Below are 15,696 nucleotides of genomic sequence, written 5' to 3' on the forward strand. Positions count from 1 at the left end.
CGGTACCGCGCGGCCCTCACCAGCTCCAATGACACTCTTTATCCGGATATGTCGTGTGAATGACACGTGGCGCGAGCTGCGCCGCCGACGAGCCGGCGCGGATCACCGTGACGCGCCGTCCGGTCAGATCGTGGTCGTGGTCGTCACGCGCCCCGCGCGGGACGTCGCGCGTGTGGCCGGTAGTCTGCGCACGTGGCTGCTGTGACGCTGACAGACGTGATCGAGATGCTCGAGGCGGCCTATCCGCCCGCCCGGGCCGAGTCGTGGGACGCCGTGGGGCTGGTCGCCGGTGATCCGGCCCAGCAGGTCCGCCGGGTGCTGTTCGCGGTCGACCCGGTCGCCACCGTGGCCGACGAGGCGCTCGCGTGGGGGGCCGACCTGATCGTCACCCACCACCCGCTCTACCTGCGCGGCACCACCAGCGTGGCCGCCACCACACCGAAGGGCCGCCTGGTCCACACCCTGATCAAGAACGACATCGCCCTCTACACCGCGCACACCAACGCCGATGTGGCCAACCCGGGCGTATCCGACGCCCTGGCCCGCGCCGTCGGCCTGGTGGGCGACCTGGTGCCGCTCCAGCCGTTCCCCGACGACCCGTGGCGCGGCCTCGGCCGCATCGGCGAGCTCCCGGAGCAGACGACGCTGGACGCGTTCGCGGCCCGCGCCGCCGAAGGGCTGCCGCACACACCCGGCGGGCTGCGCGTGGCGGGCGACCCGGCGCGGCCGGTCCGCCGTGTCGCGGTCAGCGGGGGAGCGGGCGACTCCCTGCTCGCCGCGGCCGCGACGGCGGGCGTCGACGTGTTCCTCACGGCCGACCTGCGCCACCATCCGGCGAGCGAGTTCGTGGAGTCGGGTGGCCCGGCCCTGATCGACGCGGCCCACTGGGCGACCGAGTGGCCCTGGCTCGACAGCGCGGCGTCCATCCTGCGCGAGAGTGGCGTTACCGTTGAAACGCGTGTCTCCGCCACGGTCACCGATGCTTGGACAAGAGGATATTGATCATGAAAGCAGCCCCTGAGGCGCAGAAGCGACTGCTTGACCTGGCGGAGCTCGACTCCGCCCTCGACAGGTTGGCCCACCGCCGCCGCAACCTGCCCGAGCTGGCCGAGATCGACGAGAAGTCGAAGCAGTACGCCAGGCTCGCCACCCAGGTGATCGAGGCCGAGACCGAGGCCGGCGACCTCGCCCGCGAGCAGACCAAGGCCGAGCACGACGTGGAAGCCGTCCGCACCCGCGCCGACCGCGACCAGAAGCGCCTCGACTCCGGAGCCGTGACCTCCCCGCGCGACCTCGCGAGCCTGCAGTCCGAGATCGCCTCGCTGCACCGGCGCCAGGGCGACCTGGAAGAGGTCGTCCTCGAGATCATGGAGCGCCGCGAGGCCGCCGACACCAAGGTCACCGACCTGGTGGCCCAGCGCGACGAGGTCCGCGCCGCGCTCACCGCCGCCGAGGACCGCCGCGACGCTTCCCTCCAGGAGATCGAGAAGGAGGCGGGAGAGGTCCGCGGCCGGCGCGCCGCCGTCGCCGGCGAGATCGCCGCCGACCTGCTCGGCCTCTACGACAAGCTCAAGGACCAGTACGGCATCGGTGCCGCCATGCTGCACGGCGGCCGCTGCCAGGGCTGCAAGGTGGCCCTGTCCATCGCCGAGATGAACCGCATCAAGGCCGCGCCCCACGACGAGGTGCTGCGCTGCGACGAATGCCGCCGCATCCTCGTACGCACCTCAGAGTCGGGCCTGTGACCTCGTACATCGTCGAAGCCGACGGCGGCTCGCGCGGCAACCCGGGCCCCGCGGGCTACGGCGCCGTCGTCCGTGACGCCTCCGGTCAGGTGGTGGCCGAGGCGGCCGAGGCGATCGGCGTCACGACGAACAACGTCGCCGAGTACCGCGGCCTGATCGCCGGGCTGAAGGCCGTGCTCGAGCTGGCCGGCGACGGGGCCTCGGTGGCCGTACGGATGGACTCCAAGCTCGTCGTCGAGCAGATGGCGGGCCGCTGGAAGGTCAAGCACGAGGGCCTGCGCCCGCTGGCGGCCGAGGCCGGCGCGCTGGTGCGGCGGCTGCGGGTGACCGAGTGGACGTGGATCCCCCGCGAACGCAACACCCATGCCGACCGCCTGGCCAACGAGGCCATGGACGCCGCCGCCCAGGGCCGCACCTGGAAACCCGCCAACACCGCCCCCGAGGCCACGAACGGCGCCACACCGGGCGGCACGTCCGGTGCCACCTCGGACGCCATGTCAGGTGGCACGTCCGGTGGCGCGGGCGGTGCGTTGCGCGGTGGGAAGCAGACCGACCTGCTCGACGCCGGCGCCATCGCCGAGCTGTCCGCGCCGACCGCCTCGGTGGCCGCCGCCCAGCAACGCGCGGGCACCGGGACGCGTACCGCCGCGGGGTCGGGCACCGGCTGGGCCCCGCCCACGCGGGTGGCCACGTCCCTGCTGCTCCTGCGGCACGGCGAGACCCCGCTGTCCGTCGAACGCCGCTTCTCCGGCCGCGGCGACGCCGAGCTCACCGCCAACGGCCTGGCCCAGGCAGCGGCGGCGGCCGAGCGGCTCGCGCGGGAGCCGTACCGGCTGGACGCGATCGTCACCTCCCCCCTCAAGCGCGCCCGGCAGACCGCCGAGGCGGTCGCCGCGCGTACCGGCCTCGACGTCGAGGTCGAGGACGACCTGCGGGAGGCCGACTTCGGCGCCTGGGAGGGCCACACGTTCACCGAGGTGCAACGCCAGTGGCCCGCCGAGCTGACCGCCTGGCTCGCCGACCCCGAGGTGGCCCCGCCCGGCGGCGAGAGCTTCGCCGAGGCCGCCCGTCGCGTGCGGGCGGCGGGCGAACGGCTGGTCGAGAGGTACGAGGGCAAGACGGTGCTGGCGGTGTCGCACGTGACGCCGATCAAGCTGCTGCTGCGTCACGCCCTGATGGCGCCGCTGGAGTCCCTGTACCGGATGCACCTCGACCTGGCGTGCCTGTCGCTGATCGAGTACTACGCCGACGGCCCGGCGGTGGTGAAGTCCTTCAACGACACCGCACACCTGCGCTGAAGCGAAGCCCGAGAGCCCGCACGGGGCGGGCATGGAGCGCGCACGGAGCCTGATGGCCGGATCGGCGGTGGGCGGGGATTTGGTACCCTGCATACCGACGAGTCGGCCGGGCGGCCGCGTCGGGCCTTCGGGCCCGCCGAGGAAGGTCCGGGCTCCACAGGGCAGGGTGGTCGGTAACGCCGACCCGGGGTGACCCGCGGGACAGTGCCACAGAGAGCAAACCGCCTCCCGGTTGGCGGGAGGTAAGGGTGAAAGGGTGGTGTAAGAGACCACCAGCGCCCACGGTGACGTGGGCGGCTAGGTAAACCCCACCCGGAGCAAGGTCAAGAAGGATCCCTCTCAGGAGGGTTCCGCGCGCGACGTTCGAGGGCTGCCCGCCCGAGCCGCGCGGGTAGACCGCTCGAGACCGCCGGCAACGGCGGTCCTAGATGGATGGTCGCCCCTTCGCAAGAAGGACAAAACCCGGCCTACAGGCCGACTCGTCACCTCATCCACCCGGCGACCTGCACCGTAACCACTCTCAAGATCCGCCAGGGTACTTTCCGGGCACATGTGGCGCTGGCTTGAACGCCTTGTCCAGAGCGTCACGGGCGCGGCCGGTCGCCTCCTGGACCAGGTGGCCATACAGGTCCACGGTGGTCGTGATGGACTTGTGCCCGCGCCAACGGGACAGCTCGGAGATCGGTACGCCTTCGGCCAGGGTTGTGCTCGCGAAAGTATGACGAAGATCGTGAAAGGTCACGTCTGCGGGAAGGCCGGCGACCGCCAGGGCAGGTTTCCAGATCTTCTTGTTGAAGTAGTCGCGCCGCAGCAGAGTGCCCCGGCCGGTCCATCGGGAGTGAGCCCGTACCTTGGCGTGCTGGGCGATCGCTGTCGCGACGAAGTCGGGCATGAGTAGGCGCCCACGTCCGTGCCCGAAATGTGGAGAAATGCACCTGAGGGAGAGCGGCTCACAGCGGCCGGCCGCAGGATTACCCTGATTCTTCGCCCCAATATCGCCGACCCATCACACAACAGACGCGTAGATGTCGATTTCCGGCAGTTGGTTGGCCATGTCGCCGTCATCGTATGGAACAGGAGCTAACCTACGTGTCTCCCTCTCGCCGTGCCCTCCTCGCAAGCGGCGCCGTCGGCGTGGGCCTTGCCATCACCGGCAGTATCCCGTCCCTGGCCGACTCCCACCCGGGCAGGCCGCGCCCGGGCAGGGCCGACCGCTTACCTTTCCCGCCCCTCGTGGACGACCCCGACGGCATCCTCGCCCTGCCCGAGGGCTTCCGCTACACCGTGGTCACCCGCACCGGCGTCACCCGGCTCGACCACGGCCAAGGACTCACCCCGGCCGACCACGACGGCATGGCCGTCTACAGCGCCGGCCGCGACCGTTACACCCTGATCCAGAATCACGAGATCGACCCAGGCGCCGAGTTCGGCGTACCGCACGTCAAGGGCACCGTCTACGATCCCGGCGCCATCGACGCGGGCGGTTGCACCGTGATCAGCACGGACCGCGCGGGCCGCAACCGCGGCGAGTACGTCGCCCTCTCCGGCACCGTCGCCAACTGCGCGGGCGGCCCCACCCCTTGGGGGACGTGGCTGACCTGCGAGGAGACCGAGGACCGCGCCGGGGACAGCTGGGAGGACAACGGCCGGTCCGGCGTCTTCCAGAAGGACCACGGCTACGTCTTCGAGGTCTGGTCCGACGGCAGCGCGGACCCGCGTCCCATCAAGTGCCTGGGCCGCTACTCCCACGAGGCGCTGGCCATCGACAAGGACCGCACCAAGATCTACCTCTCCGAGGACGCCGACGGACCCAACGGCCTCTTCTACCGCTGGACTGCCCCCCACGGCCTCAAGCTCGGTCCCGGCGTGCTCACCCGTCTCGCCCCGAACGCCGGCGTCCTCGCCGCAATGCAGATCATCATGGACGACGGCTCCGTACTGCCGGACGTCGCCTACCTGACCTCCGCCCAGCTGGGCCGCCCCTTCCCCGTACGGTGGATCGAGGTGCCCGAGCGTGACGCACGGACCACGCCCGTACGCGAGCAGTTCACCGACGGCCAGGTCACGCGCGGACGCAAGTTCGAGGGCGTGTGGGGCACCGACGAGGGCGTCTACGTGGTCAACTCGTACGCATGGGACGAGGGCGAGCTCCCCGTTGACGCGGTTCCCCACGACGGCATGGTGTGGTTCTACGACTACCGCGCCCAGACCATCCAGCTGGTGACGTACTTCCCGCACCAGACCGCGTCGGAGGACGGCACGCAGGTCAAGTACACCGACCTCACCTTCGACGGCCCGGACAACGTGACCGTCACCCCATGGGGCAGCCTCGTCCTCGCCGAGGACGGCTCAGGCGCCTCCCACGTCCTCAGCTCAACCCCAGGCGGCCCGACGTACGCCATCGCCCGCAACCAGCTCAACGACTCGGAATTCTGCGGCCCGACCTTCACCGCCGACGGCAAGGTCCTCTTCGTCAACATGCAGGACCCAGGGCTCACCCTGGCCATCACCGGCCCCTGGGAGAAATACCTCGCCTGACGCACAGAACCCGAAAGCCTTTCGACCAACTGAACGCCCACCTCACCACCAGCCGGACACCACGGGCAGGACCCTCCACACATACGAGGGCCCTGCCCGTTCCATGAGCAGCGCCGGCCCATGATCGCCCTCTCATCACCGGGGTTTACCATCCTGGCCATGACCTCATGGGCGTATCGCTACCGCTCCGGCGAGCACTTCGCCGTCTGGAACGAGATACGGGCCTTGGGTTCATCTGGGGTACCTCAGCCCCGGTTGCAGGATGCCGAGAACGTCGCTTACGAGACGATGAGCAGGGTTGCGGCCAACGTTGACATGATCGTCCAGCGACTCGGTGATGTTGGATACCGCTTCGCCTCGCCTGAGCACGTCCGGCGACAACCCGCAACCGAAGATGTGGCAGCGCTCGAACGTCTGGAGGCAGCGACAGGACCGCTGCCCCTCGCCCTCCGCAGTTGTCTCCTGATCGTGGGCCAGGTCAACCTCTGCGGCGACGGCGGCCCCTCGCTCCCGCACGTCAGCTACCACGGCAATCCCCACGAGGAATCCGACCTGCTTCCGGACCCCTTGGTGCTGCCATCGGCACGCTTCCTGCTCGACGCCTGGGAAGAGTGGCCCTCCGACCCGGGAACCGATCTCAGTTTCATCTTCGCCCCGGACGAACTCCACAAGGCCAACATCAGCGGAGCGACACACGACATCGAAGGCCCCGGCTCGTCCCCTGATCCACAGTTGCTCTTCGTAGAGCGACGCAAGGGCATCACGCTGGTGGACTATCTACGCGTTTCCATGGCCTGGGGCGGCTTTCCGGGCTACGACGCCCTTCCCGCAGACCTGCACATCCCCTCGCTGATCGAGGATCTCCGCCGCGACCTCCTACTGTTCTGACCCCTGATGACGCCGCCGCTTCCCACCTGCGATGATCAGCATGAATAACTTCCGGACACAGCCCCGGCATCACGGCGCGGCGCGTCGGACGGCTTACAGCCTTACCCCGTAGTGCGGGTGCGTTGACTTGCTCGTCGCCTGGTAAGGGCTCCTGCGGCGGTGTCGGCTGTCCACGCCAATGGCCAGGGCCACAGCACCGATCATGAAGCCGACTCCGACGATGGCGAGAGCGGCGGCCTTGCCGATACCCACTGGCGAGTTGACGGCGAGGGCAGCACATCCAGCAAGAAAGAGGATTGCCGCACCGATGCTGAAGCACACATTTCGCCCCGTCATGGAGATGATCGTAGGGGCGTTCTGGACCAGGGGCCAGATGTCAGTGCGGGAACCTCAAGATGAAGGCCGTGCCATGCTCATCCATGGTGGAGCCGCGCATCCTGTTGTGGGGCGGCGACGGTGCGAATGGCTGTGCGGACACCAGTCTGGGCCATGCGCAACGGAGCGGAAGCGTGTTTTGGTCCACGGCCCCGCCCGGGCTACTAGCCGATGCGCTCAGAGCTACGGAATTGGTGGGCCGGGTCCGCCAGCTCAAGGTACGAGGACATGAGGACCAGGCGATAGAGCTCGTCCTGGATGAGCTCGCGATGCCGGAGAAAGTAGCCCGTTCCTGAGTGAAATCCGTCTGACCCGCACGGCTCCGGGCGGGGCGTGTATCGGCAGAACGTTTCTTCGGCTGGCCTGCGCCCTCATTCTCCGGTGTCGGCTGAACGGCCACCGGCCACAGCTTCTGACACCGCCGCGGGCCAGAGCGAGACTTTCTTCTCGCCTTTCTTGATGTCGCGGAGTGTCCAGAGTCCGTACAGGGCCAGGAGTGGTTTGAGGAGCAGCCACTCGCCGGGACGGTAGTCGGCCGCCGGTACGAGTCTGTCGGCGAGGTCGGGACGTTGGCGGCGCAGGTATGCGCGGGCTTTGAGTGCGTGCGCCGGCTGAGAGACGATCTTGATGCGGTCGACGTCCTCGACGAGCGGGATGACGTTGGTGACGTTCTCCCAGGTGGTTCTGCTTTCCTGCTCGAGCACGATGGTGCCGTTGAACTGAAGCACCGACTTCGCATAGTCGGCCATCAATTGGGCCTCGGCAACGTCGGTGGTGGTCGCACCGCCGGTGAAAATCACGCGGGTGTGCCGCTCGTGCTCGGCTGCGATGGAGCGGAGGCCGGCGCGGACGCGCCGGCGGTTGACGATGTTCGCTCTCGCCTGAGGGTTCCGGTATCCCAGTACGACCACCGCCGCGGAAACGCCCCGACGGTTCCCCACGAGGGCTCGAGACCAGCGCCAGTTCATCCATTCTCCCCAGGCCAGCACGAGCGCCCCGGCCACCGCCAAACCCGTCCGTCGTCGCATGGCAGCGACCCTAGGGCACACCCCGGCGCGCGACCGGCCAGAGGCGCGACGCTAGGCCACCCGTTGGTCGGCGAGGATCGCGACCAGCAGCGGCACGACAGCCCAGAAGCCCAGTACGGCGAAGGCGGCCGCGTCCGGCATGATGTCCGGCATCTGCTCGACGAGCTGCAGCGCCGGATAACCCGGCAAGATCGAGTTAACCACCTCACCACCCGGCAACATCCGCCCGGCGAAGGGAACCAGCACCATCACCACCACGAGCACGGAGGTGGCCACGACGCCGTTGCGGAAGGTCGCGCCGAGTGCCAGCCCGAGCATCGTGGTCGTCACGATCCCGAGCATGCCGCCGCCGATCACCGTCCACGCTTCAACCGGTGGCAGCGTGGGGTCGAACGCCGACGCCACTGTGAGCCCGTACAGGTAGCCGGGGATCGCGATGAGAAGCGAGGCGGCGACGGCAAGCCCACCAAGTACGGACGCCTTGGCGAGCAGCACCCGTGAGCGCGAAGGCGTGGCGACGAAGGTGGTGTGGATCATGCCGGAGGTGTACTCGCCGCTGATCGACATGGTGCCGAGCATGCCGAGCGGCAGCTGAGCCAGCACGACTCCTACATGGACGGCCACGACGATCCCCATCGCGGCCTGCTCGCCCGTCCGGCCCGGGTCCCAGCGCGAGATCACGGTGGACGCGCCGAGCGCGGTGAGCCCGAGCGCCGTCAGCACCCCCACGCCCAGCACCCACCAGGTCGAACGCAACGTACGCAACTTGATCCACTCGGCGGCGACGGTGTTCACGGCGCGCTCTCTTCGATGACACGCATGAACGTGTCCTCCAGCGACATTCCGGGCCGTACGAACTGTGTGATCTCCGTGTCGGCCAGCAGCCGGCCCCGTCCGATGACGATCAGGTGGTCGGCGGTGACCGCCATCTCGTGCATGAGATGGCTGGAGACCAGCACGGTCCGCCCCTCGGCCGCCAGCGACTTCAGCAGTCCGCGCATCCAGCGGATGCCTTCGGGGTCGAGCCCGTTGAGCGGCTCGTCGAGCAGCAGCACCTCGGGATCGCCGAGCAGGGCGGCGGCCACCCCGAGCCGCTGCTTCATGCCGAGGGAGAGGCCGCCCACCCGCCGGCGCCCCGCATCACCGAGCCCGACGGTTTCCAACAACCCGTTGATACCCCTGAAGGAGATCCCGTTGGTTCTGGCCAGCCACTGCAGGTGCTGATCAGCACGACGTCCGCCCTGCACGGCGCTCGCGTCGAGCAGGGCGCCGACGTGGGTGAGGGGCCTGTCCAATGTCCGGTACGGCACGCCGTTCACGGTGGCCCGTCCGGTGGTCGGCCGGTCGAGTCCGAGGATGATCCGCAGGGTCGTGGTCTTGCCCGCGCCGTTCGGCCCGAGAAATCCGGTGATCTTTCCGGGGTTGACGGTGAAGGACAGGTCGTCGACGGCGGCACTTCGCCCGAAGCGCCTGGTCAGCCCAATGACTTCGATCATGTCCTTCACGATCCGCCTGGGCGGCCGGCACCCGCATCGGTCCTGAGACCGATGTGCACGGCCGGGCCCGGTGGTTAGGGTCGAGGACGTGGACGATCCGCCTCGTCTTCCCCTGCTGAGCCGGATACCGAACTGGGCATGGGTGTCCCTCGACACCGTGGTGGCCCTGCTGCTGGCAGCCGGCTTCCTCGGGCTCGTCACGTCGCGCAACCCCGCGCCGCCCGACGTCCTCGACTTCACGGTGGCCCTGGCCACCAGCCTCCCCCTCGCGGTCAGGCGTTTGTGGCCGCGGGCGGTGTTCGTGGTCGTGCTGATCGGCGGGCTGGGGATGCGGGAGTTCCTCGTCCCGCAGGCGGACCCGTTCGGCCTGCCGCTCGTGCTCTACACCCTGGCCACCCGGAGCAAGGCGGTGCCCGCGCTGCTCGCGGCGGTGGCGGTCACGATGCAGGGAGTGGTGGAGTTCCCGCTGCGGGGTCAGACCCTCGACCAGCTCGGGCTGGTGCCGGCGATCGTCGTGGCGGCCTGGACCACCGGCACAGCGGTACGCCAGCGCAGGCTCTACACCGAGCAACTGGCCGCGCAGGCCGAGGAACGGGCCCGTGCGGAGGCGGCGCAGGAACGTCTGCGCATCGCCCGCGAGCTGCACGACGTCATCGGCCACAGCCTCGGCACGATCGCCGTGCAGGCCGGCGTCGAACGGCAGGTCGGCGACGCCGAGGAGATGAGCCGGGCGCTCAGCTCCATCGAGGAGACCAGCAGGTCGGCGCTGCGCGAGACCAGGCGCCTGCTCGGCGTGCTTCGCGAGGACGGCCCGGCGAACCTGGCCCCCGCTCCGGGGCTCGGCGACCTCGACGATCTCCTGGCCACGACGAGAGCCGCTGGTCTGAAGGTGGAGTTACGGCTCGACGGCGAGGTGCGGGGAGAGATGGAGCTCACCGTCTACCGGATCGTCCAGGAAGCGCTGACCAACGTACTCAAGCACGCCGGCGCCGAGCGGGCCACGGTCTTGATCGAACGGCGGGAGGAGGAGCTGGTCGTGGAGATCACCGACGACGGCGGGACTGCGCGAGAGCGACCCTACGGTCACGGGCTGAACGGTCTGCGCGAGCGCGTACGCGTCTTCGGCGGCGAGTTCGAGGCGGGCGTCCGCCCAGAGCGTGGGTTCCGGGTGATGGCGAGGTTACCGCTGTGATCAAGGTGCTGGTGGCCGACGACCAGCCGCTCATCAGGGCGAGCTTCCGTCGGCTGATCGACAGCGTGCCAGGATTCCGGGTGTGCGGCGAGGCCGCGACGGGCGCGCGGGCGGTGGCCGTCGCCGCGAGTGAAACGCCCGAACTTGTGCTGATGGACGTACGGATGCCGGAGATGGATGGCATCGAGGCGACGCGCCGCATCTGCGCCGCGAATCCGTACACCCGCGTGCTCATCGTGACCACCTTCGACCTGGACGAGTACGTCTACGGGGCGCTCCGGGCCGGCGCCGCGGGCTTCCTGCTCAAGGACACCCCGCCGACCGAGCTGATCAGGAGCGTACGAGCCGTCGCGTCCGGCGACTCCCTGCTCGCGCCCAGCGCCACCCGGCGGCTGATCGAGCGTCACGTACGCCCGCCGACGCGTCGCCTGGACATCACCGAACGCGAACGGGAGGTGCTGGTCCTGGTGGCGCGCGGCCTGTCCAACGCGGAGATCGCCCAGACCCTGTACGTCACGCTGAGCACGGTCAAGACGCACGTCAGCAGCCTGCTGCTGAAGCTCGACGCCCGTACGAGGGTCCATCTGGTCATCGCCGCCTACGAGGCGAACCTCGTCTAGCCGGTTCAGGCGAGGGCCCGGCGGTGGTGGAGGGCGGAGGTGATGGTGGCGGCGACGGCGCCCAGGAGGGCGTAAGCCGCGAGGACCCACAGGGACTGCGTGACGGCGTGGCCCGCGAAGTAGACGGTGTTGCGGACGGCGGTGGTGCCGGCGCCCGGCGGGAGCCAGGGGCCGATGGCGCGCCAGAAGTCAGGCAGGAGGACGCCCGGGTATGCGCCGCCGGCGCTGGGGTTGCCGAGTACCACGAACAGGATGACGGTGACGCCGACGCCGAGCAGGCCCAGCAGGTTCTGGAGGGCGACGGTGGTGGCGGCCGCGGCGAACACGGTGAGTGCGCCCAGGGCCCACAGTTGCACGAGGTGGCCGGTGAGGACGCCCATGACGGGATCGACGATGACCGCTCCGCCCAGGCCGGAGGCGATCGCGTACAGTGCGAGGACCCCAAGGCGGATGACCGTACGGTGGAGGTTGGCCGGGCGGGCTCCGGCGGCCATGCCGAGGACGGCGGCGGCGAGGTAGCCGCCGACGATCCAGCCGAGGACGAGGTAGAAGGACGACATGCCGCGGCCGTCCGAGGCGGCGGGCGGGCGGATGTCGGTGACCTTCACCTGCCGGTGCTGCTGGTGCTCGATGGCCTCGGCGATCTGCTGGCCGGCGGTGGAGACCGCGGGGCCGCCGGCGGAGGCGACGAACAGGGTGTCGGTGGTGCCACGCGGGTCGACGAGGACGGCCGCGTCCACGGTCCGGTCGAGGACGAGGGCGCGGGCCTGCTGTTCGCTGCCGGCGGCACGGGCCAGGACGGGTTCGCCGGACAGCTCGTTGAGCCGGGTCACGATCTGGCCGGACACCTGGGCGGGGGCGACGACCGCGACGGGTATGCGGTGCGGCGCGGGCGCGTGGAAAGCCCCGATATAGGACAGGACGAACCCCATCTGCACGGCTAAGACCGCGACGACCAGCGAAGCGGCACGGAAACTGACGGCGTCTCGTAGCTCGGCGAGGAATCCAGGCCGCCGGGTGTCGGGAGCCGGTTCAAGGGCGGTGGCAGGCGGAGTGGTCACGTTGTCGTCCTTCGTCATTCGGAGCCCGATAAGGCTGTTGGGGGAGGAGAAGCAGCGCGGACAGCCCCGGGTGCGCGGGGTGGATCTGTCAGGCCCCTGGACGTGCGTCAGAGGGTGTAGTCGGTGAGGGTCTTGAGGTCGTCGACGGTGTAGGCGAGGTGGAAGCGGAACCCCTTGCCGACGCGCTGGACGGACAGGTCGGCCAGTTCCTCGCCGCGAGCGGGAAGGAACGACAGCTCGCCGGTGCCCACCCAGGCCTCGCCGACGGCCGGGTTGTCGAGGACGGCCATGACCAGCTCGTGGACGGCGGGCTGGTCGTGCTGCCCCTTGGCGAGGCGCGGGAAGTGGCGCAGGTTGACGACCGGGCGGTTCATGAGGGCGGCGGGGTTGTCGACCGGCTGCTCCAAGGTGACCAGGGCTTCGGCGATGCGCTGCCCGGCGGTGGAGGCGGTGGCGCCGAACCGGCCACCGGCGGCGACGGCCGGCGTGGCGGGTCCGCCGACGGGATAGGCCCGGGTCTGGTGGACGCTGCCGAGCTTCTTCGGGAACCCCTGCACCCAGCCGCGAGCCAGGGCCGCGTCGTTGTCGACGTAGATGTACGGGCACCACGCCACCGGGGTGCCGTTCCACCGGGCGTCCAAGGTGACCAGGAACTCCCGGTACTGGGAGCGGGCCGGGTCGAGGTACTCCTCGCCGCCGGCGGAGTACTGCCAGTCCACGAACATCGCCACGCCCCGCCCGGCGGAGTCCGGGTCCAGCGTCAGGCCCTGGGGAAGGGTCGCCTCCGCGGCCGCCGGATCGGCGAAGAACTCCACGGCGACCGCCGTGCCGGCGTAGTGCCACGGCGGGGTGGGCGCGAGGTTGGCCTGGCCACGCGGCGAAAGCGGAACGGTGTAACCCTGCATGACGATCACTCCTCTTCATCGGACGATACGAAACGTCGCGTTTCGTTCGATGGGCAGAACCGTAGCATGCCTTGACCGCACAACGAAACGCTACGTATCGTTCGACAGCATGGAATTGATGTTCACCTCGGACAAGGCGGTCGGCCCGCGCTCGGCCACGAAGATCCTCAGCGCGGCGCGGGACGTCCTGACCGCGCAGGGCTACTCGTCCCTCACCATCGAGGCGGTCGCCGCGGCGGCGGGCGTCGGCAAGTCGACCATCTACCGCTGGTGGCCGAGCAAGGAGGCGCTCCTCGCCGACGCCATCGCCGACGTCTTCCGCGCCGACGAGATCCCCGACCTCGGCGACACCCGCGCCGAACTGCGCCTCGCCGTCGACATGACGATCGACAACTACGCCAACGAGGACCTCGCCGCCGGGCTGCCCGCGCTCGCCACCGGTCTCCTGCCCCACCCCGAGCTGATGACCCGCTTCCGGGAGGCGTTCCTGCAGCGCAAACGCGAGAACATCGCAGTCGCCCTGCGCCGTGGCGTCGAGCGCGGCGACCTCCCGGAGGGGCTCGACACCGACCTGGTGCAGGACGTGTGGGCCGGCACCATCCTCTACCGCCGCCTCATGATGGGCTCGTCACTGGACGATGACGTCGCCGACCGTCTCGTACGGCTCGTGCTCGACTCTCCCGCGGCTCTCGTCGCCCGATCCTGACGGCGGGCGGCCGCCGGAATGGCCTTTTGCAATAAGAAATGGCAAAACGGTGTGGTGTCCTTGCTGACGCGACTTCCGAAACTATTCTGAAATACAAGATCGGCTGAGGCGTTCACCTCACTGCCTTGATCGGCGTACCACCGGTTGCGCCGGACCAGGGAGGGAGGTGTTCTATGAGCCAGAAGCGATGCCGGAAGGCCGGTCAGCGGGAGCCGTCCAAGCGGTGGGAGGTGATGACTCTCATCATCGGAGCTCAGGTAGCTCTGGTAGAACTGATCGCTGCGGTGCTGGGGGCCGTACGCCATTGCGGTTAGGCGCCTGTCCCTTGCTTTTTCACCATGGCACCAAGAAAGCCGATAAAACGGTGCTGATATATGAACAGCCGGCGGGCGCCGGCCCCGTGACGACGCGCGGGCCGTCCGATCGCCCCGGATTCGCGCGGCGGCGCGAAGATGCGAGCACCTTGCTGGCACCACCCCGCTCAAGAGCCTTGTGCCGCGGGCAGATCGATCATTACCGTGATCATCCACCAGGCATGTGGAGGTACGGTGACCCCCGACCCGATCGCCGAGTACGGCCGCATCTCAGCCGGATACGACCCGAACCCCGCCCTGTCGATGTCGTTGCACGCCGACGCCTACACCGACCCCCGCTGGTTCGCCGTCGACCAGAAGGCGATCTTCGCCCGTACGTGGCAGTGGCTCTGCCATGTCGAACAGCTGCGCCACCCGGGCAGCTACATGACCGGTACGGTGGCCGGCCTGCCGGTCGTCGCCGTCCGCGACGAGGACGGCACCCTGCGGGCCTTCTACAACGTGTGCAAGCACCGGGCGCATGAGCTGCTGTCGGGTTCCGGCGTCCGGCGCAGCATCGTGTGCCCGTACCACGCCTGGAACTTCGACCTGAGCGGCCGGTTGCGGCGGGCGCGCAACACCGGCGGCATGCCGGGCTTCGACCCGTCCGCGGTCCGTCTCGACCAGGTCCAGGTCACCGAGTTCGGCGGCATGGTGTACGTCAACCTCGATCCCGAGGCGGCCCCGCTGGCGGAGCAGGCCGGCGACCTCGAGGCGGAGATCCAGGCGAGGGCGCCCGACGTGGCCGGCCTGACCCTGGCCCGCCGCCTCACCTACGACATCGCGTCCAACTGGAAGAACGTCGTCGACAACTTCCTGGAGTGCTATCACTGCCACGTGGCCCACAAGGACTTCGTGTCCCTGGTCGACATGAGCACCTACGAGGTCACCACGTACGGGATCTACTCCAGCCACATGGCCAAGGCCGGCACGTCGGAGAACTCCGCGTACGACGTGTCGGGCGCGACCGTCACCGAGCACGCCGTCTGGTGGCTGTGGCCGAACACGTGCCTGCTGCGCTATCCCGGCCGCGGCAACTTCATGGTTCTGCAGATCATCCCGGACGGCCCCGACCGCACCCGCGAGACCTGGGACTTCTACCTGGAGACGGCTGAGCCCGACGAGGCCGAGCTGGACAGCATCCGCTACATCGACGAGGTGCTGCAGAAGGAGGACATCGCCCTGGTGGAGAGCGTGCAGCGCGGCATGAGCACCCCCGCGTTCACCCAGGGGAAGATCGTCTACGACCCCGGAGGCTCGGGGCTGTCGGAGCACGCGGTCCACCACTTCCACGGACTCGTCCTGGACGCCTACCGCCGCGAGCTCGGCACACCACGCTGACAGCGAGGAGGGGCGAAGGCTGCCGACGCCTTCGCCCCTCAGGTCCCTGGGAGAAGGACCGCTCCCGCGAGGAGCGCCACGGGCCAAGGAACGCCCCTCGCGGACGGCACCGACTCTAGATCGCCCTTCCTGCGACGTCTGTGCAGAAAT

15 protein-coding genes, 1 other RNA gene and 1 pseudogene are annotated in these 15,696 nt (G+C 69.4%); 11 read left to right on the top strand and 6 right to left on the bottom strand.

What is annotated here, in order from left to right; all coding sequences use genetic code 11:
* Window positions 1-55 precede the first annotated feature (55 nt).
* The 5 genes from BLR04_RS40790 to rnpB all read left to right on the top strand — a co-directional run bounded on the left by BLR04_RS40790 (window position 56) and on the right by rnpB (window position 3,529).
* The gene (locus BLR04_RS40790; RefSeq protein WP_176903199.1) at window positions 56-205 is read left to right on the top strand and encodes a hypothetical protein; all 150 of its coding nucleotides are present in this window, start codon (window positions 56-58) and stop codon (window positions 203-205) included.
* Window positions 202-1,002 carry a Nif3-like dinuclear metal center hexameric protein gene (locus BLR04_RS20470; protein WP_090767568.1) on the top strand — a complete coding sequence of 267 codons (801 nt, stop codon included), beginning with the start codon at window positions 202-204 and terminating at the stop codon, window positions 1,000-1,002. Before BLR04_RS40790 ends, BLR04_RS20470 begins: the two co-directional genes overlap by 4 nt.
* A gap of 2 nt (window positions 1,003-1,004) precedes the next feature.
* The gene (locus BLR04_RS20475) at window positions 1,005-1,745 is read left to right on the top strand and encodes a zinc ribbon domain-containing protein (protein WP_090767570.1); all 741 of its coding nucleotides are present in this window, start codon (window positions 1,005-1,007) and stop codon (window positions 1,743-1,745) included.
* Window positions 1,742-3,043, top strand: a complete 1,302-nt coding sequence (locus BLR04_RS20480) for a bifunctional RNase H/acid phosphatase (protein WP_090767573.1) — start codon at window positions 1,742-1,744, stop codon at window positions 3,041-3,043. The genes BLR04_RS20475 and BLR04_RS20480 overlap by 4 nt, the downstream gene beginning before the upstream one ends.
* 98 nt (window positions 3,044-3,141) lie before the next feature.
* An RNA gene (rnpB, locus tag BLR04_RS20485) (RNase P RNA component class A) lies at window positions 3,142-3,529 on the top strand.
* Between the two features lie 34 nt (window positions 3,530-3,563).
* Here rnpB and BLR04_RS20490 read toward each other — a convergent pair.
* The gene (locus tag BLR04_RS20490) at window positions 3,564-3,935 is read right to left on the bottom strand and encodes a tyrosine-type recombinase/integrase (protein ID WP_090767576.1); all 372 of its coding nucleotides are present in this window, start codon (window positions 3,933-3,935) and stop codon (window positions 3,564-3,566) included.
* A gap of 197 nt (window positions 3,936-4,132) precedes the next feature.
* Here BLR04_RS20490 and BLR04_RS20495 point away from each other — a divergent pair, with 197 nt between their 5' ends.
* Both BLR04_RS20495 and BLR04_RS20500 read left to right on the top strand, forming a co-directional pair.
* Window positions 4,133-5,581: an alkaline phosphatase PhoX gene (locus BLR04_RS20495; RefSeq protein WP_090767579.1), complete on the top strand. Its 1,449-nt coding sequence runs from the start codon at window positions 4,133-4,135 to the stop codon at window positions 5,579-5,581.
* 159 nt (window positions 5,582-5,740) lie between these two features.
* A complete protein-coding gene (locus tag BLR04_RS20500; protein ID WP_143022116.1) occupies window positions 5,741-6,469 on the top strand; it encodes a hypothetical protein in 729 nt (242 codons plus the stop codon).
* A gap of 746 nt (window positions 6,470-7,215) precedes the next feature.
* Here BLR04_RS20500 and BLR04_RS20510 read toward each other — a convergent pair.
* The 3 genes and pseudogenes from BLR04_RS20510 to BLR04_RS20520 form a co-directional block, all read right to left on the bottom strand.
* Window positions 7,216-7,872, bottom strand: a complete 657-nt coding sequence (locus BLR04_RS20510) for a YdcF family protein (protein WP_090767589.1) — start codon at window positions 7,870-7,872, stop codon at window positions 7,216-7,218.
* Between the two features lie 51 nt (window positions 7,873-7,923).
* Entirely contained in the window at window positions 7,924-8,667 is a 744-nt protein-coding gene (locus tag BLR04_RS20515; RefSeq protein ID WP_090767592.1) for an ABC transporter permease, read from the bottom strand.
* A gap of 56 nt (window positions 8,668-8,723) precedes the next feature.
* Window positions 8,724-9,368, bottom strand: a pseudogene (locus tag BLR04_RS20520) (ABC transporter ATP-binding protein); the annotation flags it as partial.
* Window positions 9,369-9,456: 88 nt separating this feature from the next.
* Between BLR04_RS20520 and BLR04_RS20525 the strand changes: the two are divergent.
* Entirely contained in the window at window positions 9,457-10,560 is a 1,104-nt protein-coding gene (locus tag BLR04_RS20525) for a sensor histidine kinase (RefSeq protein WP_143022117.1), read from the top strand.
* On the top strand, window positions 10,557-11,180 hold the full coding sequence (locus BLR04_RS20530; protein ID WP_090767598.1) for a response regulator: 624 nt from the start codon (window positions 10,557-10,559) through the stop codon (window positions 11,178-11,180). Before BLR04_RS20525 ends, BLR04_RS20530 begins: the two co-directional genes overlap by 4 nt.
* A 5-nt stretch (window positions 11,181-11,185) precedes the next feature.
* On the opposite strand, the gene BLR04_RS20535 is transcribed toward BLR04_RS20530, so the two are convergent.
* Both BLR04_RS20535 and BLR04_RS20540 read right to left on the bottom strand, forming a co-directional pair.
* The gene (locus BLR04_RS20535; protein WP_090767790.1) at window positions 11,186-12,241 is read right to left on the bottom strand and encodes a DUF3533 domain-containing protein; all 1,056 of its coding nucleotides are present in this window, start codon (window positions 12,239-12,241) and stop codon (window positions 11,186-11,188) included.
* 107 nt (window positions 12,242-12,348) lie between these two features.
* On the bottom strand, window positions 12,349-13,146 hold the full coding sequence (locus BLR04_RS20540) for an acetoacetate decarboxylase family protein (RefSeq protein WP_090767793.1): 798 nt from the start codon (window positions 13,144-13,146) through the stop codon (window positions 12,349-12,351).
* Between the two features lie 109 nt (window positions 13,147-13,255).
* Here BLR04_RS20540 and BLR04_RS20545 point away from each other — a divergent pair, with 109 nt between their 5' ends.
* Window positions 13,256-13,852, top strand: a complete 597-nt coding sequence (locus tag BLR04_RS20545) for a TetR/AcrR family transcriptional regulator (protein WP_090767601.1) — start codon at window positions 13,256-13,258, stop codon at window positions 13,850-13,852.
* A 548-nt stretch (window positions 13,853-14,400) separates the two neighbouring features.
* The gene (locus BLR04_RS20550; RefSeq protein WP_218129091.1) at window positions 14,401-15,546 is read left to right on the top strand and encodes an aromatic ring-hydroxylating oxygenase subunit alpha; all 1,146 of its coding nucleotides are present in this window, start codon (window positions 14,401-14,403) and stop codon (window positions 15,544-15,546) included.
* Window positions 15,547-15,696: the final 150 nt, after the last annotated feature.

It is taken from the genome of Nonomuraea maritima, from assembly GCF_900100395.1.
In the GTDB taxonomy this organism is placed as follows: domain Bacteria; phylum Actinomycetota; class Actinomycetes; order Streptosporangiales; family Streptosporangiaceae; genus Nonomuraea; species Nonomuraea maritima.